At 29.8% G+C, this 24,785-nt stretch carries 21 protein-coding genes and 4 tRNA genes; 18 read left to right on the top strand and 7 right to left on the bottom strand.

Features of this window, described 5'->3' with window-relative positions; translation table 11 throughout:
• Positions 1-20: 20 nt before the first annotated feature.
• Both J9309_RS00640 and J9309_RS00635 read right to left on the bottom strand, forming a co-directional pair.
• Positions 21-254: a zinc-ribbon domain-containing protein gene (locus J9309_RS00640; protein WP_230476535.1), complete on the bottom strand. Its 234-nt coding sequence runs from the start codon at positions 252-254 to the stop codon at positions 21-23.
• 1 nt (position 255) lies between these two features.
• Entirely contained in the window at positions 256-3,525 is a 3,270-nt protein-coding gene (locus J9309_RS00635; RefSeq protein WP_230476534.1) for a T9SS type B sorting domain-containing protein, read from the bottom strand.
• Positions 3,526-3,648: 123 nt separating this feature from the next.
• Between J9309_RS00635 and J9309_RS00630 the strand changes: the two genes are divergently transcribed.
• The 6 genes from J9309_RS00630 to purD all read left to right on the top strand — a co-directional run bounded on the left by J9309_RS00630 (position 3,649) and on the right by purD (position 9,923).
• Positions 3,649-5,328, top strand: coding sequence for a helix-turn-helix domain-containing protein (locus J9309_RS00630; protein ID WP_230476533.1), 1,680 nt, complete (start codon positions 3,649-3,651; stop codon positions 5,326-5,328).
• A gap of 128 nt (positions 5,329-5,456) precedes the next feature.
• The gene (locus tag J9309_RS00625) at positions 5,457-5,957 is read left to right on the top strand and encodes an FKBP-type peptidyl-prolyl cis-trans isomerase (RefSeq protein WP_230476532.1); all 501 of its coding nucleotides are present in this window, start codon (positions 5,457-5,459) and stop codon (positions 5,955-5,957) included.
• A 74-nt stretch (positions 5,958-6,031) separates the two neighbouring features.
• Positions 6,032-6,304, top strand: coding sequence for a hypothetical protein (locus J9309_RS00620; RefSeq protein WP_230476531.1), 273 nt, complete (start codon positions 6,032-6,034; stop codon positions 6,302-6,304).
• Between the two features lie 108 nt (positions 6,305-6,412).
• Positions 6,413-6,976, top strand: a complete 564-nt coding sequence (purN, locus tag J9309_RS00615) for a phosphoribosylglycinamide formyltransferase (protein ID WP_230476530.1) — start codon at positions 6,413-6,415, stop codon at positions 6,974-6,976.
• Positions 6,977-7,063: 87 nt separating this feature from the next.
• Entirely contained in the window at positions 7,064-8,575 is a 1,512-nt protein-coding gene (gene purH / locus J9309_RS00610) for a bifunctional phosphoribosylaminoimidazolecarboxamide formyltransferase/IMP cyclohydrolase (protein ID WP_230476529.1), read from the top strand.
• A 94-nt stretch (positions 8,576-8,669) separates the two neighbouring features.
• The gene (gene purD, locus J9309_RS00605; RefSeq protein ID WP_230476528.1) at positions 8,670-9,923 is read left to right on the top strand and encodes a phosphoribosylamine--glycine ligase; all 1,254 of its coding nucleotides are present in this window, start codon (positions 8,670-8,672) and stop codon (positions 9,921-9,923) included.
• Between the two features lie 64 nt (positions 9,924-9,987).
• On the opposite strand, the gene J9309_RS00600 is transcribed toward purD, so the two are convergent.
• The 3 genes from J9309_RS00600 to J9309_RS00590 are packed head-to-tail and all read right to left on the bottom strand — an operon-like array spanning position 9,988 to position 14,912.
• Positions 9,988-10,497, bottom strand: a complete 510-nt coding sequence (locus J9309_RS00600) for a DUF2793 domain-containing protein (RefSeq protein WP_230476527.1) — start codon at positions 10,495-10,497, stop codon at positions 9,988-9,990.
• 21 nt (positions 10,498-10,518) lie between these two features.
• Positions 10,519-14,217, bottom strand: coding sequence for a hypothetical protein (locus J9309_RS00595; RefSeq protein WP_230476526.1), 3,699 nt, complete (start codon positions 14,215-14,217; stop codon positions 10,519-10,521).
• Between the two features lie 50 nt (positions 14,218-14,267).
• Complete coding sequence (locus tag J9309_RS00590; RefSeq protein WP_230476525.1) at positions 14,268-14,912, bottom strand: hypothetical protein; 645 nt, start codon at positions 14,910-14,912, stop codon at positions 14,268-14,270.
• A 207-nt stretch (positions 14,913-15,119) separates the two neighbouring features.
• Here J9309_RS00590 and mtgA point away from each other — a divergent pair, with 207 nt between their 5' ends.
• From mtgA to J9309_RS00535, 11 genes are all read left to right on the top strand, one after another.
• Entirely contained in the window at positions 15,120-15,797 is a 678-nt protein-coding gene (mtgA, locus tag J9309_RS00585; protein WP_230476524.1) for a monofunctional biosynthetic peptidoglycan transglycosylase, read from the top strand.
• Between the two features lie 148 nt (positions 15,798-15,945).
• On the top strand, positions 15,946-17,478 hold the full coding sequence (guaA, locus tag J9309_RS00580) for a glutamine-hydrolyzing GMP synthase (RefSeq protein ID WP_230476523.1): 1,533 nt from the start codon (positions 15,946-15,948) through the stop codon (positions 17,476-17,478).
• A gap of 70 nt (positions 17,479-17,548) precedes the next feature.
• On the top strand, positions 17,549-18,118 hold the full coding sequence (xpt, locus tag J9309_RS00575) for a xanthine phosphoribosyltransferase (RefSeq protein ID WP_230476522.1): 570 nt from the start codon (positions 17,549-17,551) through the stop codon (positions 18,116-18,118).
• 77 nt (positions 18,119-18,195) lie between these two features.
• Positions 18,196-18,906, top strand: a complete 711-nt coding sequence (locus tag J9309_RS00570; protein ID WP_230476521.1) for a hypothetical protein — start codon at positions 18,196-18,198, stop codon at positions 18,904-18,906.
• 217 nt (positions 18,907-19,123) lie between these two features.
• Positions 19,124-19,194, top strand: a tRNA-Gln gene (locus tag J9309_RS00565).
• 81 nt (positions 19,195-19,275) lie between these two features.
• Positions 19,276-19,346: transfer RNA gene (locus tag J9309_RS00560), tRNA-Gln, on the top strand.
• A 37-nt stretch (positions 19,347-19,383) separates the two neighbouring features.
• Positions 19,384-19,454 (top strand) — tRNA-Gln (locus tag J9309_RS00555).
• 35 nt (positions 19,455-19,489) lie between these two features.
• Positions 19,490-19,560, top strand: a tRNA-Gln gene (locus tag J9309_RS00550).
• Positions 19,561-19,646: 86 nt separating this feature from the next.
• A complete protein-coding gene (locus tag J9309_RS00545; protein ID WP_230476520.1) occupies positions 19,647-20,189 on the top strand; it encodes an RNA polymerase sigma factor in 543 nt (180 codons plus the stop codon).
• Positions 20,190-20,245: 56 nt separating this feature from the next.
• On the top strand, positions 20,246-20,836 hold the full coding sequence (locus J9309_RS00540; RefSeq protein ID WP_230476519.1) for a C40 family peptidase: 591 nt from the start codon (positions 20,246-20,248) through the stop codon (positions 20,834-20,836).
• A 9-nt stretch (positions 20,837-20,845) separates the two neighbouring features.
• Positions 20,846-22,681: a BamA/TamA family outer membrane protein gene (locus tag J9309_RS00535; protein ID WP_230476518.1), complete on the top strand. Its 1,836-nt coding sequence runs from the start codon at positions 20,846-20,848 to the stop codon at positions 22,679-22,681.
• Between the two features lie 45 nt (positions 22,682-22,726).
• Here J9309_RS00535 and J9309_RS00530 read toward each other — a convergent pair whose 3' ends face one another.
• Positions 22,727-23,911 (bottom strand): FtsX-like permease family protein, encoded by a 1,185-nt coding sequence (locus J9309_RS00530; RefSeq protein ID WP_230476517.1) that lies wholly within the window; start codon positions 23,909-23,911, stop codon positions 22,727-22,729.
• 9 nt (positions 23,912-23,920) lie between these two features.
• Positions 23,921-24,280, bottom strand: coding sequence for a 30S ribosome-binding factor RbfA (gene rbfA, locus J9309_RS00525; protein WP_230476516.1), 360 nt, complete (start codon positions 24,278-24,280; stop codon positions 23,921-23,923).
• Between the two features lie 81 nt (positions 24,281-24,361).
• On the opposite strand from rbfA, the gene J9309_RS00520 reads away from it, so the two are divergent.
• A complete protein-coding gene (locus J9309_RS00520; RefSeq protein WP_230476515.1) occupies positions 24,362-24,757 on the top strand; it encodes a group III truncated hemoglobin in 396 nt (131 codons plus the stop codon).
• Positions 24,758-24,785 lie beyond the last annotated feature (28 nt).

The following is a 24,785-nucleotide window of genomic DNA, read 5'->3' as shown; positions in this document are numbered from 1 at the left end:
AAAGTCGGATAAGTTAATTCTTATCCGGCTTTTTTGTTTTGCTCTAATACGCTTACGGGCATATTTGTTTTACAATATTTGCATGTAATGTTTTCTCCTGTTTTATTGATTGGAATAATTGGAATGAAGAAAAGTGAAATATAGTTACGAAATTCTCGATGGATAAATTGACTTTGTTGTTGACAAATTGGACATTGAAAAAATCCCTCTTCAATTGTTTTACTTCGTTCCGTAATACCTCCGATAAAAATCATATTATTTATTTTTGATTAAAATATATCCTTCAATTATTTTACCATCTTCTAAATTAATGGTGTACCAATAACTGGCAGAAGGTAATGTTTTTCCATTAAATTTTCCATTCCACTTAATAGGTTGCTCGTTTTTAGTTTTGTGAAAAATTTGCTTCCCAAATCGATCAATGATTGTAACTGCTTTTAAATCTTTTACGTAAGAAATATTCCATTCATCATTTATACCATCACCATTTGGTGAAATAAAAGTTGGAATGTCTTTGTATAAATAGATAGAATGTTCTTCAATACATCCATTATTTGATTTAAAATAAAAGGTATACAATCCAGGTTCTAATTGGAATATTTGATTAGACCAATTATTTTGATCCAAACTTACTTTAGTGTTTAAATCATTTAAAAATTGAAAAGTTACATTAGTGCCATCATAAGTATATTCAAATAGTAAATCAGGGTAATTTTCAATTTCAAAAGATTTAGTAATACTACAATTTCCGTTGGTAATTGTTACATGATAGGTTCCAGGATGAGTGAATTCTGTTGTTTGACTTGTTGAACCATTACTCCATTCAATTGAATCATAATTTCCATCAAGAGTTATTGAATAACTATCATCTTTACATTTAAAATATTTTTCTGATAATTGTATAATCGGATTGATACTTTCTATTAAAGGAATTTTATAAAATGTTTTACAAGCTTCAGAACTAATAATCGTCGCAAAAATTTCACTTGTCTGATTTGTATTGCGATAATTTAAGCCAATTCCATTTAAATTTTCTAACGCATCTTGTAAGGTTTCGTAAAATACAATTTGTGAAGAATTTACTTGATAAATTTGTGCCAATTCATTGGCTTTGTTAGTTAAGTTAAATTCTCCAAATGTGTTTTCGTCTTTGCAAATTTCTATGGCAGATGAATCAATTATTGTGTGATTTAGTAATTCTACAGTTACTAAACTTCTATTTACACTTTCACAGTTGTTATTGATATGGCTTGCATAATAAGTTTTACCATTAATTAATAATACATCAGGATTTAAAGGGTTGGTTGAATTAACAGAATCGTACCATTTTATTTCGAATCCATTTGAATTTAAGTTAGCTATTGTAGGATTTAAATCTGCACAAAATGATTGACTTGAATTTATTATCGGAGCCTCTGTTTGCTGAATTTCAATATTCAATTCGACTTTGTTGCTTTCGCATTTATCATTTTCTGAAGCTGTAACATAATACAATCCAGATGAAATAATTTCAGAAGGATTAATCAATTGATTAAATTCATTATAAAATTTTAAATTTTCTCCTTCAATAGCAATTTCGTTAAATTGTTTCAAATTTGGAGCGCAGAAAACTAAACTTTCTCTAATAATTGGATCAGGAGTTTTAGCTGTTACATTAAGTTGAATTTCACTAGATGATATACAATTAGGATTGTTGTTATAATAAGCTTTTACAATAATTCTTTCATTATAAGGTTGAGTATTTTGATAACTCTCTGAAATGAAGTTTGGAATTTCAATATTTTGAGTTGTATAAAACTTAAATTCGATTCCGCCTCTATTTTCAAGAAGTTGAGAAGGAATATTCAGTGTATTAAACTTTCCAATTCCTGTAGAACTTACTTCTTCGCATACTTCTAGAGGGTCAACCTGTGATAAAACGATTGTATTGGTAATTGTAATTTCTTTCGTAAATTCTCTTGTCTCATTATTACAAGTGATTAATGCTGTTACATCATAGGTCCCAGCATTATTGTATTGATGATTTGGATTAGTTTCAGTTGAAGTAGTTCCATCACCAAAATTCCAAACAACTGAGTCAAAATTACCATCGATACTAAAATTTGTTGGATTACCTAAACATGTGTTTTCAAAATTAAGAGCAATATTATTGGGTTGATTATTTAAATTATATTTGTAAATAAATAAATCATATTTGTATTCATTAGTAATTGGAATATTATTTAGAATGAAATTTTTACTTTCGAAAGTTCCTGCGATTATAAGATTTTCTTCATCCAGAATACGTATAAATTTTCCAAAATCGCGTCTTCGTAATTCTTCAGGAGGTCCAGTATTTGTTGCTAATTTGAAGGTTAAATCTAGGTTAGATGGATTTAATTTAAATAGAATAATATTATAGTCGTTAGGCGTTAATTCTAAATTACGTTTAGGTTTAATAATTTCTCCATTTAAATGAATATCTTTATCAAATCTTGTTATGATATATGCACTTTGATCACTTTCAGTGTAATCAAAATAATTTTCATGAGGAATAGCATCTATTGTAGGTACAGGATAAACACTACTAGGTATAAAATCTAATTTTTTATAGTTTACTACTTCGCCATTTGTAGGATTTATATCAAAAAGTAAATGTCTATTAGAAAAGTTAGTTTCACTATAGTCTATAAGATGATCTCCGATATAACTTAATGAGTTAGAGCTATAGGAGAGTACTAATATTTTATTTGTTAATTTAGAAAAATACATTTTTACTGGAACAGTACTATAAATATTATTATCGGCAGAAATTCTACTAATAACTTTACGATAAATCAGATTTATATTTGGATCATATTTTTCAATTTCAAGATTTGAATATTTAAATTTTAATAAATATAGATTGTTATCGGGATCAACAATACTTTGAATATATCTTCCATCAGTTCTAGAAATTATTTTTGAAGAGAGATAAGTCCCATTTAAATCAAATTCACTTATAAAATAATTTTCATTTGTATGATTATCTGTGTCACTAAAATCATAAATAACCTCTTCATTTATTATTAATCCTTGTGTGAAATATCCGATAATGTATACTTTGTTTGCCGTGACATGAAAGTTTAATAAATATGTATTCGAAAAGTTGGGTAAAGATCTATTATATCCATTAGCAAAAATTATTTCCCATTGTTGTTGTCCATTTTGATCATATTTTGTAATATTTTTTAGTGGTGTTATGGTTGAAGCATTATATTCAAAAGTATAAATATTATTCTCTCGATCAGTTTTTATATCATTGTAAGGAAAAGTTTCATCTTGGTTGTAATTTTTTTCCCAAATTAAATTACAGTTATTATCATAATAAGTCATTTTCCTACCATTTCCTGTAGTACTACTTACAAATCCATTACTTGTTTTTTCTAAACCTAATATATGATCATCAAAGAAAGTTCCTTGTGTTTTTATACACTCAAAACATTGTGCATTTGTAAATAAAATTTGAAAAAAGAAGATTAAAGTTAAGTATAATTTAAATTTCATATCGATGTATTGTTGTGTAAATCTAATGATTAATTATTTATTAAATAAATTCATTCAACTCCAATATTAGAATTCCTTATCTTCGCATTTTATATTCAATTCAATAAATTCACGCGATTAATTATGCAACAATCAAAGGCTTTAGCAATCTTAAAATCTGGTCGAAATGTATTTTTAACAGGTTCAGCTGGTGCCGGAAAAACATATGTTTTAAATCAATACATTAAATATTTAAAACAACATGGTATTGCTGTTGCTACAACTGCTTCTACTGGTATTGCTGCTACGCACATGAACGGGCAAACGATTCATTCATGGGCTGGTATCGGAATTAAAGATTATGTCTCAGATCGATATTTAGCATCACTTCGTGACAAAAAATATTTCAGAGATAAGATGGACAAAGTAAAAGTTTTGATTATTGACGAAATTTCTATGTTACATCGCAATCAATTGGATGCCGTAGATTATGTGTTGAAATTCTTTAAACAAAATGATGAACCTTTTGGTGGAATTCAAGTGATTTTTTCGGGAGATTTTTTTCAGTTACCTCCAATCGGGGAAGAATGGGAAGAATCTCGTGACAAATTTTGTTTCATGTCTGATGCTTGGGTACAATCAAAAGTTCATATTTGTTATTTAACGGAACAATATCGTCAAACGAATAATGAATTAAATGGTATTTTGAATGAAATTCGTTCAGGTGTTATTTCTGATCGAACTATTCAATTATTAGAATCGAGAATTGAATATTTTCCAGACGAAATTGATTCTCAAACTCGTTTATACACGCATAATTTAGATGTGGATCGAATCAACAAAGGTCAATTATATAACATAGATTCTACCACAAAAGTTTTTGAAGCGAAAGTTGCAGGAAATCCAGCGTTAGTAGAAGTTTTAAAGAAATCTGTTTTAGCAGAAGAAAACTTAGAACTAAAAATTGGAGCTAAAGTGATGTTTGTTCGAAACAATTTTGATGTTGGTTTTGTGAATGGAACTTTGGGGCATGTTACGGGTTATACGGATAAAGACGAGCCAATAATTAAATCTTTAGATGGTGAATTTTATATTGCTAAACCAGAAACATGGGCCATTGAAGACGAAGGCGGAAAAGCGTTAGCATCTTTTACACAAGTTCCTTTACGTTTGGCTTGGGCAATTACCATTCATAAATCGCAAGGAATGACGTTAGATTCTGCGTTTATCGATTTATCAAAAGCGTTTGAAAAAGGTCAAGGGTATGTTGCTTTGTCACGTTTACGTGATTTAAATTCATTAACTCTTCATGGTCTTAATCAAACAGCTTTAGAAATTGACGCCTTGGCGATGAAAGCTGATCGTAGATTTCAAGAGTTGTCAAACATGATCGATGATAAATTAGATGAAAAGGAATTGCAAGATTCTTGGGCATCTTTTATTCGATATTCGGGTGGAACATTAGACAAAAAGCAAATCGCTAAAAACATAGAAAAGAATAAAAATTCTGACAAGGTCAAAAAAAAGTCGACAGTAGAAATCACTTTAGAATATGTGAAAGAAGGTCTTTCTTTAGAAGAAATTGCAGAAAAACGTGGATTAACTTCTTCCGCTATTGTCGATCATATTTCTAAAATTAAAGAAATTGAACCTGATTTGGATTATACACAATATAAACCTTCAGATAAAATTATTGATATGGTTCGATTAGCTTATTCTGAAATAGAATTTGAAGAAAATAAAGTTTTAAAACCTATCTACGATTACTTGAATGGTGAAATAAGTTACGAAGACATCAAAAAAGCATTATTGTTTATCGATTAAAATTCGTTTTGTCAGAAAATTATAAATAAAACTGACAAAATTGGTGAAACTGCTGAAAGGAATAATTGTTGTAAATTTACATTTTGTGAATATTCACATCGAAGGATATTATCCTAAAATATAAAATTATGACAATAGAAAACAACTCAGTAGTTTCTGTAAACTACTCTTTACATACCATTGAAGCGAATGGTGAAAAAGTATTTGTAGAACAATCAAATGCAGAAGAGCCATTAACTTTCTTATTTGGAGCTGGAATGATGATCCCAAAATTTGAAGACGAATTAAACGGATTAGTTGCTGGTGACAAAAAATCATTCGTAATTACTCCAGCAGAAGGATACGGTGAACGTAACCCAGAAGCTATCGCTCAATTACCATTAGAAATGTTCAAAGAATCTGGTTTACCTCCAGTAGGAGCTGTTTTACCTTTAACTGATAATGCAGGTAACCAATTCCGTGCAATTGTTGTTGAGGTTACAGAAGAAGCAGTTATTGCAGATTTAAATGCACCAATGGCTGGAAAAACTTTAGAATTTGAAGTAGAAGTATTAAACGTACGTACTGCAACTGAAGAAGAATTAGCTCACGGTCATGCTCACGGAGTTGACGGTACAGCGACACACTAAGATTTGTATTTATCCACATAAAAGCTATTTCGATTTATTCGGGATAGCTTTTTTTTTATTCATATATTATCCAAATGAAAAAAGTTTATACAGATAAATTTTTAAAAATATCTTTTAAAGGTTGCATTAATAATAAAACTGAAATTTTGAAATACGAAATTTGTGGATGTTTTAATTGTATTAAAGTTTCACAAACAAAAGATATTTTTGATTGGATAGAAGAAAGTAATGGAAAGGAAGAAACTGCAACTTGCCCTAATTGTAGTTTTGATTCAGTTTTAAGTTTAAAATATCCAATCGAAAATTTATGTTTTTTACTAAATATGAGAAAATTTCATTTTGGTTAATTTGTTTTATAATGCCTAAATTAGAATAATTCCACTATCAAATTATTATCGCTAGATAGAACTAAAATCTTATCTTTGCAAAACACAAATTACACACAAACACAAACAATGAAAATAGCAATATTTGTTTCGGGTAACGGAACAAATCTTCAAAATATAATCGATGAGGTAGAATCTGGTTATTTGCAAAACGTAGAAATTTCTATGGTAATGACTGACCGTTATTGTTACGCGATCGAAAGATCATTAGACAAAGACATTAGAACCTATGTTTTAGATCGTAAAACTTTCTCTGAAGATGCTGAACATAATTTAATTGATGAAGAAATCGATTTAATTGTTTTAGCTGGATTCTTAACTATTTTATCGCCTGAATTTACTGCTAAATGGGGAAATAAAATGATTAATATTCATCCATCTTTATTACCAAAATTTGGTGGGAAAGGTATGTACGGAGCTAAAGTTCATCAAGCTGTGTTAGAAGCTGGTGAAAAAATTTCTGGAGCAACAGTACATTATGTGACTGCAGGAGTGGACGAGGGTGAAATTATTACTCAAGGTTCTTTCGAAATTGAAGAAGGAGATCAAGTTGCTGATTTACAGCGAAAGGTTGCTGAGGTAGAAAAAATAATTCTAATCGAAGCAATAAAAAAAATCAGCGAAACTATATAAATTATAATGGCCTCAAGGACACTTGTCTTTGGGGCTTTTCATTTTCCGATAAATAAAACAAACAATAAACTTTAAAAACAAAAACAAATGCAAAAACAAGCGCTAATCAGTGTTTCGGATAAGTCAAACTTATTAGAATTTGCAACATTCTTGGTTAATCAAGGGTACAAAATCTTATCTACTGGAGGAACTTACAAACATCTACAAGAAAATGGAATTGAAGTAACAGAAGTAAAAGATGTTACTGGTTTTCCTGAGATTTTAGATGGTCGTGTTAAATCTTTACATCCTGCAATTCATGGTGGAATAATGGCGCGTCGTTCAGACGAAAACCATATGGCTACGATTGCTGAACATGGTATTAATCCAATTGATATTGTTATCGTTAATTTATACCCTTTCTTCGAAAAGATGAACACTGGTTTATCTGAAGCAGAAATGATTGAGTTTATTGATATAGGTGGACCATCAATGTTACGTTCTTCTGCTAAAAACTTTTACGATGTAACTGTTATTACAGATGTAAACGATTATCAAAAAGTAATGGATGAAATTACTGAAAACGGTGCTACATCTATCGAAACACGTAAATTATGTGCTGGTAAAGTATTTAATTTAACTGCTGCTTACGATGCTGCAATATCTTCTTATATTTTAGGAGATGATTTTCCACAATTTTTAGAGTCATCTTATGAAAAGGTAATGGATTTACGCTATGGCGAAAATCCACATCAAAAAGCTGCATACTACGTAGATAAAACGAAAAACGGAGCAATGAAAGATTTCGAATACTTACAAGGTAAAGAACTTTCATTTAATAATATTCGTGACATGGATTTAGCTTATAAAGTTGTAGCTGAATTTGATGAAACGACTTGTTGTGCAGTAAAACATTCAACACCTTGTGGTGTGGCAATCGGAGAAACGGTTGTAGATGCATATTTAAAAGCATATGAATGTGATCCAATGTCTATTTTTGGTGGGATTATTGCTTTCAATAAAGAAGTTGACGGTAAAACTGCTGTCGAATTAAATAAGATTTTCTTAGAAATTGTAATTGCACCTGCTTTTACAGAGGAAGCATTAGAAATTTTTAAAGCAAAGAAAAACGTACGTATCATTAAAGTTAATAATCCAGTTTCGGATAAAGTAACTTATGTAAAAGTTGATGGTGGATTAATTGTTCAATCAACAGATAATCAATTCTCATCGGATTTAAAAGTTGTAACTGAAGTTCAGCCAACTGAAAAACAAATGACGGATTTAGTTTTCGCTCAGAAAATTGTTAAATGGGTTAAGTCGAATGCAATTGTTGTAGCAACAAACGGACAAGCTTATGGAATTGGAGGTGGACAAACCAATCGTATTTGGGCAGCTCAACAAGCTATAGAACGTGCAAAAGAAAATGTACAGGACGAATTAGTTTTAGCTTCTGATGCATTTTTCCCTTTCCGCGATGTAGTAGATTTTGCTGCAGAAAATGGAATTACAGCTATCATTCAACCAGGTGGATCTATCAAAGATGAAGATTCTATTAAAGCTTGTAACGAGCATGGAATCCCAATGGTTGTTACAGGAATGAGACATTTTATGCATTAATGTTTAAAATTGAAATTTATTCTATTCGAACATTTTTTTAAATATTTCGATAATTAGAATTTCTTGATTTCATTTATAATTTAAAATTAAAACAATGAACACAAAAATATTAGTAATAGGCTCTGGTGGTCGCGAACATGCGATCGGTTGGAAATTTGCTGAAGATTTTAAACAGAAACAACAGTCCGTTGAAATCTTTTTTGCTCCTGGAAATGCAGGAACTGCACAAATAGGAACAAATGTTGCGCTTTCTTCAATCGAAGAAATGAAAGTTTTCGCAATAGAAAACAAAATTGATTTAACTTTTGTTGGTCCAGAAGCTGAATTAGCCGAAGGTATTGTAGATATTTTTCAGGCTGAAGGCTTAGCGATTTTTGGTCCTCATCGAGCAGCTGCACAATTAGAAGCTTCAAAAGCTTTTGCTAAAGATTTTATGGCAAAATACGGAGTAAAAACTGCAGCTTATAAAAATTTTCAAGGATCGCAATTAGCGAAAGAATATGTACAAACACAAGATTTTCCTTTAGTTGTTAAAGCTTCAGGATTAGCAGCTGGCAAAGGTGTAATTATCTGTCAGAATTTAGAAGAAGCTGAACAAGCTATCGACGAAATCATGGAAGATAAAACTTTTGGTGATGCAGGAAACGAAGTGGTTATTGAAGAATTTTTAGAAGGATTTGAAGCGTCAATTTTATCATTTTTTAATGGCAAAAAAATCGTTCCTTTTATATCTGCAAAAGATCATAAAAAAATAGGAGAAGGCGAAACTGGTTTAAATACTGGTGGAATGGGAGTGATTGCTCCAAATCCATTATTTACAGATGAACATTTCAGAATGTTTGAAGAAGAAATAATGGAACCTACAAAATGTGGTTTAATCAAAGAAGGATTAGAATTTGCAGGTGTTATTTTCTTTGGATTAATGATTACGACAAAAGGCGTGTATTTATTAGAATATAACCTAAGAATGGGCGATCCTGAAACACAAACAACTTTACCTTTATTAGAAACTGATCTTTACGAAGCAGTTACTAAATCTATCAACGGGGAAGATTTTGATTTAACATTTAAACAGCAACATGCATGTTGTGTTGTAATGGTTTCTGGCGGATATCCTGGTAATTATGAAAAAGGATACGAAATTCGTGGTATGGAAAATGTTACTTGTCCTAATTTTATTGCTGGTGCTAAATTAGAAAATGATCAAATTTTAACTACTGGAGGACGTGTTTTAAATGTAGTTGGTATGGGTAATTCTTTAGATGAAGCTCGTGCAATTGCTTACGAAAATATCAAAAAAATTAATTTTGATTTTGAATACTACCGTAATGACATCGGTGTTATTTAAATAAAAATTATAGAGTTTATATTATTTAAAAAGCCACCCTTTTGGGTGGCTTTTTTATGGTTTATTATTTCCAATAATTCCAATTAGTTCCGTCATAAACAGCGAGTGTGTTACTTTCTGTATCAAAACAAATCATACCTGGATATGGATTTTTCACGTTTAAATCTGGTCTGAAAATCTTTGGTAGAATTAAAGCTTTGTCATCAGATTCTAAAACTAATGCTCCAACTTTCGTAGATGTTTCTTTCCCGATAACAACACCATTACCAACTTCTACAGCAGTAGCGTCAATAGTATTTGTTGTTGCGGAACTATCTCCTTCGTCAGATAAATCTAACCATTCGTCATTGCTCTTTACTTTTACTTTTTTATCAGTCGTATTATAAATAAAAGTTCCGTTAGCAGCTGTGCTTGGATCATTCGTAGTGCTCGATAAGATAATACCTTTCGTAGTACCAGAAACAAAATCTATCAATGTATTGTTTCCTTCAACTGTTGGTTTACCAATTGCCACTTGTGCATTGCTAATATTTCCTAACAACAGTGTTGATAATATTAAAAATATATTTTTCATAATTTGTTAAATAATAATTAGTTATTGGTTACAAGTACGTTCGATACATTTCCATTGATATGTATTTCCTGGTCCACTATTACTATATAATTTAATACATTTAGCACCTTCACTATTATCGTAAACGATCATACCTGGTTTAGGATCTAAAATTGTATTAACATTATTTACAGTTGTAATTACAAATCCTTTTTCTTTAGATTCTAAAGCAATAAATCCGTTAGGAATATTTTCTGGCCAAGTTTGTAATTGTTTAGACAATGTACTAATACCAATTATTGATGGTGTTCCGTTAGTTGATCTATCACCTGGTTTTACACAAAATGTTGGACATTCTGATGTATCTGCAGCATTGTAAGGTTTACCATTATTAGTAGATTGACCTTGTAAATTATCAATATCAGCTGCACCCTCATCATTTACTAAGGTAGGTACACCAGTTGCATCTACCGGACTATTGATTTGTCCGTTTGCTTTTAATTGTTCTAGTTTTACATTATCTCCACCTTCAATTGCATCTAAACAACCATCGTTGTCTGAATCAGTGTCTAAATAATCTTGTAATCCATCATTATCTAAATCTCTACAAGATTCAAGTGAAATTGATTCTATCGCTAAATCTCTAACTCTAGTAATAGATGCACCAGCTAAAAATCTAAGTTCAAAATCAGTAGAACTTAATTGATCAGATGGTACTCCATTAATTGGTAAACTAAGTACTATAGATTGACTTGGAGACCACATATTATGACTTTCTACTTCTGGTAATTCAATATAAGAAGCTAAATTTGTTACGTTAGTACTAGCACCATTTAATGTTTGAATCACTGGTCCATTTTCTGTACCATTACCAGATAAAATGTTCATGTAATGTACACCTCTTACATATACTTCAAACACGAATGATTTATCACTATTAGTATCTTCTGGAGTTCCACTATTTGGTAAAGTATATAACCATTTTACATTATTGAATGTAATTTTAGATCCATTTAAATTTGAAGTAATATCAGTTTTTGATAAAGATGTAGTTGTATTATTATCTCGTAAAAATGATAAACCATTAATACCAAAATTTATTCTACCTCTTGCTTCTGTCCAATCACCAGTAAGAGCATAATTACCTCCTACAATCCAGTTATTTGATGTAATCCATTGATTAGTTTGGTCTACATTACCTAAAGATTTTGGGAAATTTCCATTTCCTGAACTATTAATATGGTTAATGCTGAAACATTCATCACTATCTAAGATACCATCATTGTCATTATCAAGATCAATATCATCTGGAATTCCATCACCGTCGATATCATTAATACCTTTAACTATTACTTGAATAATAGCTGTATCACAACTTGTAGGAGAATCTATGTTACATATTCTATATTCTAATTGGTAAATACCAGGTAAAACATTTGCTCCTACTACAACTTGTCCATTTGAATTAAGAATAATATCAGGATTTGAAGATGAAATTTGAGAAATTTGAACATTTTGACCAATTACCGCTGGTGAATTATTAGAAACGTCGTTGTCAACAACACTAGTTGTACTTGTTTGTCCTGGATATAATGTAAAAGTATCATCTTCTGCAAATGGATTACCAATACACGCTAAACCTTCACCATTAGAATTTTTAGTATCAATTCTTAAGTTATATACATGAATATTATTAACAACATTTAATAAAGAAAAAGCAGTTAATTGTATTTCATCAAATGGTAATGATGTTTGGAAACCATAGTTTTTTATACCAGTTCCAGTTATATTAAATATTAATGATAAATCAAGTAATTCAGCTGCTGAAGCTGTTTCTTGCGCTACACCATTTAAATACGTAGTGATTTGTAATGATTCTAATAAATCTAATTGTATGATTGTTGAAGCATCATTAATTGTAAATCCAACTCTTGTTCCTGCAGGATAAACAGTTGCTAAATCTTCAACACTTACAGAAACTCCAGATAATAATCCAACCGGGATTGTAAGAGTTGCGTAATTATTTGGATTACCTGAAATTAAATTTTGTGGATTTCGTACTTCACAAGTAACGCAAGCTGCAGAAGTTGGTCCAGTTCTTAAAGAGTTAATAACTACAGGGAATTGAGATTCTGTTAATTCAAATTCTTCATCACAATTTAAAAGTACAGCACAAGGTTTCATAACCTTTACATTATAAACATTTGTTATGCCTAAATCTACAGATAATCCAGTATTATCAATGATAAACTGAATTTCATCAAATTCTGCAGGTGCTTTATAACCAATATTTTGTCTCGAACCTTGTAATATATTTGCACCTATTAATAAATTATTTCCTTCAGCAATACCAACTTGTGTACCGTTTCTTAATAATCTAATCGTATAATTAGATAAAACTGAAAGATCTAATAAACTAGAATTTTCAACTTCAAAAGAAACATAAGTATTTGCAGGGTAAGGTGACAAAGATTTTTTAATAGCCAACGTAGCTTTTGATAATGCACCAGCAAGTATATTCATTGATGCATATGTTGTTGGATCATTATCGATTGCATTTCTTGGTTCAGTTACCGATCCTAAGCTTAATAAACCTTCAACACCTGTATTACCACTAATGCTGATTGGATAAATTGTATCATCAAGAATTGTTCTTTGATTACATGTTAAATCTGGTCCTTCACATAATTTTCTTACAATCATATTGTAAATTTGTGTAGAACCAAAAACATCTAAACCTAAAAGATTATTCTGTATATATTGAACTTCATTAAAACTTTTTGTTGTAATAAATCCTAGATTAGCTTTATTATTAGCACCTAATAAAGTCAAATTAACTAATAAATTTCCACTGTTAGAACGTTCCTGTTCAACACCATTAAGATATGTGACAATTGTAGAGCCGTTAAGTAAATTTAAATTTAGAAGATTACTATTAGATATTTCAAAGCCTGCAAATGACCCCGCTTCATAAGTTCTCTGCAAATCTCGAACTGATACTTGAGCCGAAGCACCTAAAGAAGCACCAAGTGTCATAGTTGCATAGTCATTACTATCACTATTAACAATATTGTTTAAATTAGTTATATTTCCAACTGTTAACTCACTAGTTCCAGTACGATTATTTGCATAGTTAATGACTGATGCATAGTTTGATTGTGTGATAGAAGTATTTGTATTACAATTTAGTTCAGGAGAAGAATTACATGGTTCTATCGTATAAGCGTAATTAACTGAAGTAGTTGTAATACCTAGAGTAGTTACGGTTAAACGAATTCTGTTAAATGGTTTTGTAGAGACAACTCCCAAATTTCTATTTGAAGTTGAAACAGCTGAAATAGGAACTGAAACTTCAATAAAATCTCCCGTAGAATTATTTCCATTAAAAGTTTCTACTTTATATGTTGTTGATAAAGCAAGCGTACTACTTTCACTTAAAACAATACCAGCATATGTACCCGCTGCAAAAGTTTGATTATTTCTAATTTCTACATGTGCTGTAGGATTAATTAATATAGAAGTCCAGTTAGAAGAATTGGATAAATTTGCATCTAATAAATTTTGTGCATCAGAAAAATCTGGATTAAATGAAGAACCTGAACTTACAGTTGTTAAACCAGTCGGGAAATTATTAGTAGTCCAAGTTTTCTGAATATTACAACCAATTTGTTGTTGCCCATATCCCCAATTAAACAGGAATACAGCAAAAAAGAGAAATATATTTTGTAAAATATTTTTCATGATTATTTTTATTTAATTTATAAAACATAAGTAGGTAGTAGATTTTTAAATTAAATTAATTGTGAGGGAGATCTAATATCTAAAGTAGATATGGAGACACATAAAGAACTGCATATGTAGTTATAGTAAGAAGTTCTATATAGAATTTCTACATCTGCATTGTATTTAATTTCTAAGTTTTTATTAATTATTGCTCTAAAAACAGGTGTATTATTATTGTTTGTAGAGATTTTATTCGGTGCTGAAGAAAAATAAAATAACTGGGTAAAAGGAGGAATTGTAATTTTAGATCTCTCTTTTATCTTTGTATAAGAAATTAGATTATCTTTTTTTAGTGTTTTATTTACTGTAGTATTACTAGCAATTTTAATTTCAGAAGCATTATCTTTTAATAGTATTTTATCTTCGGTAACTTCTTTTTTATCAATAAAAACAATGTTTTTACTATTTTCAGTTTTTTCAATAAAATTTACAAGTACTGTTCCTTTTGTTACATAAACCATTGTACTATCCTTTATCGTAATAAAAGTAGTATCATTAATAGATATATCTTCAGTTGACTGTACAAGTGTATCTAACTTAAATTCTTGTGCGTGAATATAATTTATTATAGAACTAAAAATTATTACAACAAGGTAAAAAAAGTTGATACGATACGAATTTGTACAATTAAAATAGAGTATATTTTTTATCATACAGTTTATGGTTTAGCAATTATTAGGTCATCTAAAATTGTACCGAATTCGTAAATATATATTTTTAAATGGATTAAAATTCGGGTGTAGAACCTGTTTGCAAAGAGAGGCAATAATTCAATATTGTATATTATTACAATAGTAAAAACAACTATTTCATTTATTCACAAATTAATCTATTTTTGATTTTAAATAATAAAAGCTAAGATGTTTAAATTTATTAGAAAAGTATTTTTATTCCTTTTCGTAGGACATTTATTGTATATAATTGCCTTAAAATGGATTAATCCACCAATCACTATCACACAAATCAATGAAATAATTGCTCAACAAAAATTCAATCGTGACTATATTTCTAGTGATGAGATGGGAGAAAATATTAAATTAGCAGTTATTGGATCTGAAGATCAAAAATTTCCAACGCATAATGGTTTCGATATTGATGGTATTCAGAAAGCTTTTGAAAGTAATCAAGAAGGTAAAAAATTACGCGGAGGTTCAACAATATCTCAGCAAGTTGCTAAAAATGTTTTCTTATGGCAAGGTAGATCTTGGGTAAGAAAAGGGTTAGAGGCGTATTTTACTTTTATGATTGAAAAAATTTGGGGAAAAGAACGTATTCTAGAAGTGTATTTAAATGTAGCTGAAATGGGAATTGGTGTTTTTGGAATTGAAGCGGCATCAGAATATTATTTTAATAAGTCAGCAAAAGATTTAACTAAAAATGAGGCTGCACGCATTGCAGCTGCATTACCAAATCCAAGGAAATACAATGTTAATCCACCGTCATCCTATATTTCTATAAGAGCAAGAAATATTGAAAGACAAATGAGAAATATTAAAGGTATGCCAGGTTTGTCCGAAGCAATTGGTGAAAATAAATAATGTAAAGTCTGATTTTATCAGACTTTTTTATATCTAATCATCTTCAAAATTATAATTTAAAATTCATGAATAATTTTATGAGTTATTAATTGAAATTTAGTTTTAAATAAAGCTATAAAAACCTTAATTTTGCGCAAAGACAAACACAATGACGCAAGGAATTATTATTTTAGATTTTGGCTCGCAATATAACCAATTGATTGCACGCCGAATTCGAGAATTTGGAGTTTACACAGAAATTATCCCTTACCACACTTCGGTAGAAGAAATCAAAAAACACGAACCAAAAGGAATTATTTTATCAGGGGGACCATCTTCAGTTTTTGGAGATGAAGCTGCTTTGGTAGAAAAAGAATTATTCGAATTAGGAATTCCAGTTTTAGGAATCTGTTACGGAATGCAATTAATTTCACACTTATTAGGTGGTGAAGTTAAAAAAGGAGAAAAAGGTGAATATGGAAAATCAGAATTAACTGTTTTAGCACAAAATAGTTTATTCAACGAAGTTCCAGATGTATCAACAGTTTGGATGAGCCACTTCGACGAAGTAGTTAAAGCTCCGGCTGGATTTACAGTTACTGGAAAATCAAATATTGATATTGCATCTTTAGCAAACGAAGAAAAAAATATTTTCGCCGTTCAGTTCCATCCAGAAGTTACACATTCTGAATTTGGTTCTAAAATGTTAGAAAATTTTGTTTTCAATATTTGTAAAGCAGAGAAAAACTGGGTTTTAAAAGATTTTATCGAAACTGAAATTGCACGTATCAAAGAAGTTGTAGGCGATAAAAAAGTTATTTTAGGACTTTCAGGAGGTGTTGATTCTTCTGTTGCTGCCGTTTTGATTCATCGCGCAATCGGAGATCAATTAACTTGTATTTTCGTTGATACTGGATTATTAAGAAAGGATGAAGGAAAAAAAGTAATGGAAAATTACGGTAAGCACTTCAATATGAACATCAAAATGGTTGATGCTGCTGATCGTTTCTTAACAAGTTTAAAAGGTATAGACGAACCAGAAGCGAAACGTAAAGCAATCGGGCGCGATTTCGTTGCTGTTTTTGATGAAGAATCTAAAAAGTTTGATGACGCTTCCTTCTTAGCACAAGGAACAATTTATCCTGATGTAATCGAATCTCAATCGGTAAAAGGTCCATCTGCAACGATTAAATCTCATCATAATGTTGGTGGATTACCAGAAGATATGAAACTTCAATTATTAGAACCTTTACGCGAACTTTTTAAAGATGAAGTACGTAAAGTTGGAGTAGAATTAGGTATCCCAAGAGAATTAGTTTATCGTCATCCATTTCCTGGACCAGGGTTAGGTATCCGAGTTTTAGGAGAAGTTGATGAAGAAAAAGTAAGAATTTTACAAGAAGCAGATCAAATCTTTATCGACGAATTATATGCTCATAACTTATACGATGAGGTTTCTCAAGCTTTCGTAGTTTTATTACCAGTTAAATCTGTTGGTGTAATGGGAGATGAGCGTACTTACGAATATACAGCAGTAGTTCGTTCAGCTAATACGATAGATTTCATGACGGCAACTTGGTCAAAATTACCTTATGAATTCTTAGAATTAGTTTCTAATAGAATTATCAATGAAGTGAAAGGTATTAACCGTGTAGCTTACGATATAAGTTCTAAACCACCTGCAACAATAGAGTGGGAATAACAAAATATTTCAAGTCAGCCTTTGTGCTGACTTTTTTTATTCGTAAATTTTCAGAACAAAATAATTAAAAATGGAACTTTTAAAAGAACGAATTAAAATAGATGGAGAAAGTTTCGATGGTGGGATTTTAAATGTTGATAGCTTTATCAGTCATCAATTAGATCCTATCCTAATGAAAAATATCGCAGAGGAATTTGTTAAAAGATTTGAGGATCTTAATGTGAACAAAATTATTACAATTGAAACCAGTGGTATCGCACCTTCAATTTTATTAGGGTTAGCATTAGAATTACCTGTAGTTTTTGTAAAGAAAATAGAACCTAAAAATTTAGATGAATTTTATTCTACACAAGTTTATTCTTTTACGAAAGACAAGACGTATGATATTTACGTCAACAAACAATATTTAAGCGAAGGCGATAATGTTATTTTTATAGATGATTTTTTAGCTAACGGTAATGCAGCTTTAGGAGTTAGATATCTTGTAAAAGAAGCTGGTGCTAATTTATTAGGCATGGGATTTATTATAGAAAAGTCTTTTCAAGAAGGTAGAGATCGTTTACTGAATCATGGTATTAGGGTAGAATCTTTAGTGAGAATTGATTGGATAAGTGAAAATTCTATAGAATTTGTAAAATAAATTTGACAAAAATGTAAAATTTATTTTTTTAATCAATTTTAATTAATTAGTTTAGAATAAGTTTAAGACTCACTATTATGAAAAAAATATTTTTAATTGCCGCAATTCTTTTTTCACAGTTCTCTTTAGCAAGTGAAAATAAAATATTGACTAATGAAGAAAAATCATTAGATATCAATAAAATTCAAAAACAAAAAGTAGTTTTGAATTTTACAAATTCAGATGATTTAAAATTAACAAAATCATTCAAAAAAGATCTTGTTATTTATTTAAATAAAAAATATAAAGATTATAATTTTAGTTTTGATACAGATAAAAAATCAGATTTAGAAATTTCTTTAAATACGAATCATTTATCTGTAAAACATTTTAATAATCCTGGTTCAGATCATACTATTAGAGATACAATGATTAATGGTCAAAATTTCTTTCAAAGTTTGCCTCAGACAAATATTAATTCATATTCATTAATTAGTTTTGATTCTGAAATAAAAATTGGATCAGATTTAGTAAAATCATCTTTTTTAATTTCTAAAGATGGAATTTCTAAAGAAAATAAGTTATTAGTAAACGGAGCTCATATAAAAGAAATAGATATCGATTTCTTAAATTTTATGAAACAAGATAACTTTGTAAATACACAACCTGTCGGTTTATCTAATTCAGGAGTCAACGAAAATACTTTGACAATGAATGATAGAATAAATGATTATAATTCAAGATCATTAATATTTGCAATTTTATTAGCGCAACTAGATAAAAAAATGGTAGATCTTCAATTAATCTAGTCAAATGATATTTTAAAATTTCATTTATTAATTTAAAAAATATATAAAAATGCCTTGTTATAAATAGCAAGGCTTTTTTTATTTAAAATATTTTAATTTTTTTTGAAATTCATTTTCAGATATTTAACTATTAGTCCTTCTATTTAAGCGAAAATTGATGTAAAATAGTTTTGGTGAATTAAAAAACCTTTCTATATTTGCACAGCAATTAAGACATAGACCCATGGTGTAACGGTAGCACATCGGTTTTTGGTGCCGCTAGTTGGGGTTCGAATCCCTGTGGGTCTACTAAGTCTAATGCCTCGATAATTTATTTTGTTGAGGCATTTTTATCCTTTAAAAGATAAATTGCAAGTTTAAAATATAAATAGACCCATGGTGTAACGGTAGCACATCGGTTTTTGGTGCCGCTAGTTGGGGTTCGAATCCCTGTGGGTCTACAAAATTTTAAACAATTTGAAATATATAATACTATATAGACCCATGGTGTAACGGTAGCACATCGGTTTTTGGTGCCGCTAGTTGGGGTTCGAATCCCTGTGGGTCTACTATATTTTATTATCTTTCAACTAACAAATAAGTTAGACCCATGGTGTAACGGTAGCACATCGGTTTTTGGTGCCGCTAGTTGGGGTTCGAATCCCTGTGGGTCTACAAACTTTCAAGCTCTAATATTTATATTGGAGCTTTTTTTATATAAATATATTTGCTATATTTAATTTATATTCTTTTAAATATTTATGACTTTAGATCAAATCATTGTAGACGCTAAAAAAGGAAAGCGTCATGCTCAAAATCTTCTGATAGAATTGCTTTGGTCGCAAGTTTATAATTATGTCTTTTTCAAAATTAGAAATGAAGAAGAAGCTGAGGATGTAACGATTGAAACTTTCACGAAAGTACTTTCTAAACTTAAATTATATAACGAGGATTTTGATTTTAAAACGTGGGTGATTTCAATTGCGCATAACACAATGATTGATCATATTCGTAAATCGCCCGTATTAAATTTATCAATTGATGATGGATTTAACTTTAGAATGTTGAAGGATAGTGAGAAATCTCCAGAAGATTATTTAATTCTACAGCAAGATACTGACAAGGTGCTAAAGGCAATAGATTTATTATCACCAAAATATAAACGAATTGTAGAGTTGAGATTCTTAGAAGATAAAACTTACAAAGAATTGGCTGAAGAACTAGATCTTAGTCTACCCAATGTAAAAGTTCGTGTTTTAAGAGCGAGACAACTATTGGCCGAAATTTTAGAAAAAGAAGCGTAGTTGTACTTTTTATTTAACAAGTTTTTTTGTTAATTTTACAATAAGAGTTGGTAATAATGATGAAGAACAAAATTTTATACTTTTTAGCAGTTGTATTTTCGTTAATAGTAGTTTCTTGTGGATCTTCTACGAAAGTAACTTCGTACAGAAAAACAGCAAATAAAGTATACTCAAAAATTAATTCGGCTAATAAGTATCCATCAAAAGGTAAATCTTCTAGTTCTTCTTCAACAGTTTACAGATCTACAAATAAAACCTATACATCAAAAGATACAAATAATGTACTAAGTACTGCAAAGTCATTTTTAGGTGTTCCATATAAATACGGTGGAACAACAAGAAGTGGATTTGATTGTTCAGGATTAGTATTTGTAAGTTTTGATAAAGTAGATTTAAAATTACCTCGAGTATCCTCTCAGCAAGCACAAGAAGGGCGAGAAATTAAAATTTCTGAAGCTAGAGAAGGTGATTTAGTTTTTTTTAATACTTCAGGAAATTCAATTTCACATGTTGGAATTATTGAAAGTATCGAAAAATCAGGAGAAATTAAATTTATTCACTCTTCAACTTCAAAAGGTGTAATAATTTCTTCGATGGATGAAAATTATTGGAAAACTAGATTTGTAAAAGCCGTAAGACTTTTATAAATTGAATAAGTGAAAAATTACCAATCTTACATACTAAATTGTTTGATTGTTTTTCTTTTAAGCTTCTCTGGTTTACAAACTTTTGGACAGAAAAATGACACTGTCCAAATTTTAAATCATGAGAAAAAATCGGAAAAAGAATATTCTAAATTCAGAAAATTATATTCTAAGTACCTTTTTAAAAAAAGAAAAGCTGCAACTACTCCTATTGCTGAGCCTTCTGTAAATCCAATTTTTATAGGAAAGCCCATTCGTCATATACATATAAATTCAAGAGATCCTTTCGGTTATTCATTGCAAGATACGACGCGTAGGCCGAATAAATGGATTGAAAAGACAGGGAATACTTTACACGGGAAAACTAAAAATTTTGTTATAAAAGAATTGCTATTATTTAAAAATGGTGATTTATTAGATACGTTAAAATTAAAAGAATCTGAACGTATTTTGCGTTCACAACGTATTTTAAGACGAGTAGAGATTGTTCCTCATTTTATTAATGAATCAGATTCGGTTGATGTTTACATAAATACCATTGATACGTGGTCTATGGTTGCAACTGGTTCTATCTCGACATCGAAAGCGGGAATTCGTATCAGAGAAAGAAATTTTTTAGGATTGGGACACGTTTTTGATAATCGATTTAGACATAATTACAAAACAGGAAATAATCTATATCAGTTTAATTACACAGTTCCAAATATTGCGAAAACGCGTATAATTGGGAATGTAAATTATTTTAAAAATGAATTAGATCATTTCAATAAAAGTATCAATTTTACAAGGCCATTTTATTCTCCTTTGGCAAGAATCGCCGCAGGATTTTCTATTGGTCAAACCTATTACCAAGATTCATTAGCGTATGGAATTCCGAATATGGAATATCATAATTTTAAATTTAACTACACTGATATTTGGGGAGCAAGAGCTTTTCGGATAAGTAATGCAAATAATGTTAACATTACCAATTTCGTATTATCTACACGATTTTATGATCGAACTTACAAAGAAGGTCCAAATGTAGAGGCCGATCCTTACGAAATGTTCAACAAGCAAACGAATTATTTTATTGGGTTGGGTATTTCATCACGTCGATATGAAAAATTAAATTATCTTTTTCAGCATGGGAATGATGAAGACGTTGCAGTAGGAAAAGTTTTTGGTTTGACAATGGCAATGCAAGATAGGCCAGGATATGAAAGGTTTTATATAGGAGGGAAAACATCAGTTGGTGGATTTCTGGAAGGAAATTATTTCGGAATTGATGCTCAAGCTGGTTCTTTTTATAGAGCTGGAAAAAGCGAACAATCGATTGTTAATTTACAAGCTTTGTATTTTTCAAAATTATTAAGAATTGGCAATTGGAATATTCGACAGTTTGCGAAAGCAAATTATTTGATCGGTTTTAATCGTTGGGATACAAGTGCAGATGAATTAACCTTGCATGAGCACGATTTATACGGAATGGATGGCGTTAGAGCTGCTAGAAATTTAAAAGGCGATCAAAAATTATTGATGGAAGTTCAGACCCAAACATATTCACCTTACGAATTTTTAGGTTTTCGAATTTCACCTTTTCTTAATGCTGCTTTAGGTGTTGTAGGAAATAAAAAAAGTAGTTTCTTAGATTCTGATAATATTGTGGCAAGAATTGGTTTGGGCGTTTTATTTACAAATGATTATTTCGTTTTTAATAACTTTCAAATATCATTTTCATATTATCCAAGAATTCCAGGAGAAGGTTCAGATATTTTAAAATCGAATGTAATTGACAATAGAGATTTTAACCTGATGGATTTTGATTTTAGTAAACCGAGTTATATCCGTTGGAATAGGTGGGATTAAAATAGAACAATAAAAAAGGAATCAATTAATTGATTCCTTTTTTATTTATTTCACTTGTTTAGAAATTAACCATGAAACAAATCCTCCAATTCCTAAAACTGTTGCAATCACAACGATGTAGTTGATAATTGAAAATTCGAAAGGAAACGGAATGGTTTCAGAAGCCATGACTAAACCAAAATTTATTTGTAATAATCCTAACAAAGTAGCGATTAATAAACCTGTAATCATTGCTACGGTTGTAATGATTAAACCTGTATAAGTAAAGATTCGTCTAATGTCAGATCGAGAAAGCCCAAAACTATACATGGTTTGTATTTCTTTCGTTTTATCAAGAATAATGATAATGATAGTTCCGGCAAGATTAAAACATGCAATAATGATAACTAAAGTAAAAATTAAGTAAATGATAAGGTTTTCCATGTTCATTACTTTCAAGAAAGCAGAATCTAAATCCTGTCTTGTTTCTACTTTATAGGTATCACCAAGTTGTTTTTCTAAATTATCTTTTACATAATTAAGATCTTTTTTGCCTGTTGTTTTAATCTCAATAGCGTAAGCCGAAATTGTATCTAATTGTAATAATTGCTGAGCTAATCCAATTGGAGCAAAAATATGTTTATCGTATTGCTCATTCAAGATAAAAATCCCGTTACTATAAGCTTCAGCTTTTGTAAAAGCGTCACTTTCTTGTTTTATCATTCCAGTTCCGGCTTTTGGCATCATCAATGTAGCCGGATTAATTGGATCTATGTACAATTGTAAACGTTGTGCAATTCCGTTAGAAACGATAAAATTATCATTAAATTCAAAATTTAAATAATCTCCACCATAAACAACAGTATCTAAACGTGTAACTGTTGTAAAATTTTCATCAACACCTTTTAGATAGGCGATATCTTGCATTCCATTGTAATCGATATAGATTTTTTCTTCGATTACTTTAGAATATGATTTTATGTAATCGTTTTTCTTTAAAAGGTCTTCTAATTTTGGTATATCAGATAAAACTTTACCTTTTGCTGGAGAAACTTTTATTTCAGGATTTACATTACTATAAAATTTTAAATTCATTTTCTCTAATCCAGTGAAAACAGATAAAATTACAAATAGTGCAGCCGTTGCAACCAAAATAGCGCCAACAGCAATAAACGTAATAATGTTTACTGCATTAGTATTTGCACTAGAAAAAAAGTAACGTTTAGCAATGTAAAATGAAATATTGCGCATCAAAAAATATTATAAAATAGGATTGTTTCCTTTACCGTTTAATGCATTGTCGATTTTCTCGATTTCGTCTAAAGAATTATCTAAAATAAAGATTAATTCTGGAGTAATACGCATATGTTTTGCTGCTCCTTTAGATAAAATTCCTCTAAATTTTGGCGTATTTGTTTTAATTTCTTTTAAAATTTCATCTTTACGATTACTTGGAAAAATACTTACGTAGATTTTAGAAACGCTTAAATCAGGAGTAACTTTTACTTCTGTAACACTAATCAAGTTACCTGGAAACTCTTCTGTACCCCATTTTCTAAATGCTTCTGCTAATTCCTCTTGAAATAATTTTCCTACTTTTTGTTGTCTATTACTATCCAAAATATTGTCGTTTTATTAATAAGCGAAATTACCGCTTTTTTTTGTGATTAAAAAGTATTAAAATAGCTGTATTTTTGTATCATGAAAAAAGATATTTCAAATTCTGAAGATGTTGAGTTTTTAGTAAATCAATTTTACGATTTAGTAGTAAATGATGAGCTAATTGGTCCATTTTTTAACAATGTTGCAAATGTGAATTGGGATGAACATCTTCCTCACATGGTTCAGTTTTGGGAAACTGTATTATTAGGTAAAGCTACTTTTGAAGGTTGGCCTATGCGTACTCATTTAGTTTTAAATAAAAAAGCATCATTAAAAGAAGAGCATTTTGAGCGATGGATTGAATATTGGTATAAAGTTTTAGATGAAAATTTTGAAGGCCCAGTTGCTTTAGAAGCAAAAAATAGAGCGAAAATAATGAGAGATTTGATTCTTTTTAAAATTGAACAACAGAAAACTCAAAATATCATACAATAAAAAACGCAACTCGTAAGAGTTGCGTTTT

The organism is Faecalibacter bovis (assembly GCF_017948305.1).
Classification (GTDB): Bacteria; Bacteroidota; Bacteroidia; order Flavobacteriales; family Weeksellaceae; genus Empedobacter; species Empedobacter bovis.
Note: the sequence above shows the minus strand (reverse complement) of the source record. Positions and strands in the feature narration are given on the sequence as shown.